Source organism: Yersinia sp. 2542 StPb PI (genome assembly GCF_048593855.1).
Taxonomy (GTDB): Bacteria; Pseudomonadota; Gammaproteobacteria; order Enterobacterales; family Enterobacteriaceae; genus Yersinia; species Yersinia enterocolitica_E.
In genome coordinates this window covers 1-2,891 of the sequence record NZ_JAZGQA010000311.1, presented here as the reverse complement: position 1 = coordinate 2,891, position 2,891 = coordinate 1, and the positions used below count along the sequence as shown (strand labels likewise).

The window sequence follows — 2,891 nt, the reverse complement described above, 5'->3', positions numbered from 1 at the left end:
GTTACTATCCGACCAGTATTTTCATTAACTATTATTGTAATATTATTCACTTTATCATGGTATGCCGTAGTTCCAGGTACTTTTCCCTTAACTGCATTTTCAGGTTTGATGGCATTTTCTACAACACTTGGTGTAATCCCTTGTTTTTGCATGCGATCTAAAGCATGTCCTGAAAATTGTCTATCGTTAATAGTTGTGGGTTTATTAGATCCATCTTGAACTTTGAGCACATTTCCTTTTGAGCCTGTAGGTGTTTTTGCTGATATGCCGCCACCACGAATACCGCCGCCCTCTGTCAACGGGTCTCTACATGCAAGTGGATCAAGACCGCAGCCCTTTTTATTACCCAGCGCATTATTCTCAAGCGCATTCTTCCCGGCCTGCGCCCCGGCAACGGCGTCAGCGGTGCTGTCACCTGCCAATCCACCCGCCAACCCTGCCGCCAGTGTACCCAATGCGCTGATGGTTTGTCGTTGCTCTTCTGTCAAGTCTTCACGTTTGATACCAGGATACATCTGCTGGGCGATATACTCACCCATCGCTGCACCCGAAGCGCCCGCCAGCGCACTGTTGCCGTTGATCTGCGCCACGACTGCACCCAGTACCGCATGGGCCATCAGGTTAGCCGCCTGATTATCTCCCGTGCTTTTCTTAATCACTTCCGCCAGATACGGGGCTGAGGCGCCTGCCAGCGCTTTCGCCATATCGCCACCCGCCAAGCCCTGTATGGCCGCTGTTGCGGCCTGAAGACCTTGTTGCAGTGCACTGCCGGTGCCATATTTCTGCATTTCGGCTTTGTATTCTTTTGTCTCACGCAAGGCTTCCTCATCGCCTTTCAACTCAGGATGGCGTTTCAAAGCTTCCTCAAGCCCGAGGATATCTCCCTGCGTCCGCGCAATATCCATTGCCTGACCACCAATCTCGCCAATCAGCTGTGCTTCTTTCAGGCGGTTCTGCTCTTTCTCTTTATCAAAGATAGGATTGATGCTGCCATTGGCATTGTCGGTGTCGCGGCTCAGGTCATCGACATTCTGCTGTTGTTTATCGGTGTCACGAATAGTGATGGTACCCTCACTGACCGCTGCCTGCGTGGTACCTTCGGCATGGCCGTCATTACCCAGACCCGACAGCACCACGCCGCCCAGATTGCTCAGCAGGTCAGACCCCACCGGGCCACCGGTGCTCAGGCTACCGCCTTGATGTTCCGCTTTAAAATCGGCTTTATTTTCAATGTCACTGAAGCCGAGCGTGCCGGTATCCAGACTGTTTTTGCTCTTGTCCGCGGTGCTGGCAATCACTGCGCCATCGAGCTGAGTGTGTTCACCCACGGTGATATCAAAGCCGCCAGAGCCTGCAAAAATACCGGTCTGCTCCTGTACCGAGTCATAATTGCTGTGCAACTTATCTTTACTGATGCTCAGGTTGGCAGAGCCACCGCCGCCGACCACCGCCATGCTGACACCGCCGCTGGTACTGGTCTGCTTCGCATCATAGTTATCGCTGTCCTGCTGGCTTTGCAGCAGCAAGTCACGGCCGACATCGATCTTGACGGTTTCACCGCTGGCTTGCGCGCCTATCAGCGAAGTATCACGCCCGCTGCTGAGCGACAGTGTGCCGCCTGTGTCAATCTGCGTTTCAGTCCAGAAGGTGCCGTCGCCGTGCTCATTGCCCTGACCCTTGTTGGCATTGGCAAAGATGCTCAGACCACCGCCAGCGCTACCGAACCCCAGACTGACACCTACACTGCCACCGCTGCTGCTGTTGCTGCCGTCGGTTTTCTGCGTGTTGGCGGCACCGAGCAACAGCACATCACGCGCCGCATCCAGGGTGGTATCGCCGCCGGCTTTGAGCTGGCTGCCTTGCACCACAATATCGCCGCTGTTTGCCGGGTTCCCCTCACCGGTGGCCGTCACGCTCAGGTTGTTGCCCGCCGTCAGGGTCGAGCCCGTCACGCGGGTCTGTTCCTGATGTTGCTGCGAGGCCGATTTTTGTGAGCCTAATGAGGCGCTGATGCCGAACATGCTGGCAGTATCGCCCCCTTGCGCCTGCACCAACTGACCTGCTTGTACCGCCTGCGCACCACTGAGTGCCGCTTTAACCCCTTGCAGCGCAGACAGTCGGCCATTGCTCTCTTCGCGGGCATCTTTGGCGGTGGTGACCGCGGTATTGAGGGCGCTGCCAACCGCGCCAGACAGTGCCAGTGTCAGGCCGCTACTTTTTTGCTCAACGGTATGGGTCTGGCTGCTTTGATTCTCCGCCGCCAAAATAGCGACGTTTTTACCGGTCAGACTGATGTCTTTACCGGCTAACACCTCGGAGCCTTGTACCGTCAGGTCTTCACCGGCGGTCATGCTGACATTGCCCAGTACGCTGCCCACCGTGCTGCCCACGTTGGAGATAGATTTGCCAGTGTCGGTGGTTTTTTGGCTGTTGCTGCCCACCGTGACACCAATCCCGCCGGTACTCATCAGGCCGGATTTTTTCTGCTCGAACAGGTGAGATTCGCTCTCGCTCTGTTGCGTAGTGCCGACGGTGATGTTCTCTTTTGCACGCAGATTAATATCGTTATCGGCCACCACGTTACTGCCGATGACCGCGATATTTTTGCCGCTGACATCAATGCTGCCTGCCGATAGCATGGAGCCGACCGCCAGTGTCTGACTCAAGCTATCTTCGGTGCGCGTGGTGGTGCTGGAGGCCAGTCCTTTTTTAGTGCCAGTATGATTACGCTGTTCGTCATGCTGTTCACTCTGGGTGGTGAGAGTGACATCGCCGCCCGCCGCCAGTGTTAGCGCGCCATCAGTTTGCACCGCGCTGGCACTGATATTGATGTCTTTTGCCGTCTGCAAATTGATATCGCCGGTGGCGTTCAACTGGCTGCCGCGCAGGGT

The 2,891-nt window shown here is 55.6% G+C and carries 1 protein-coding gene; it reads right to left on the bottom strand.

Annotation, left to right across the window (positions count from 1 at the left end; translation table 11 throughout):
* The coding region (locus tag V1952_RS21010) for a hemagglutinin repeat-containing protein (RefSeq protein ID WP_420075469.1) at window positions 1-2,891 on the bottom strand (2,891 nt) is incomplete at both ends.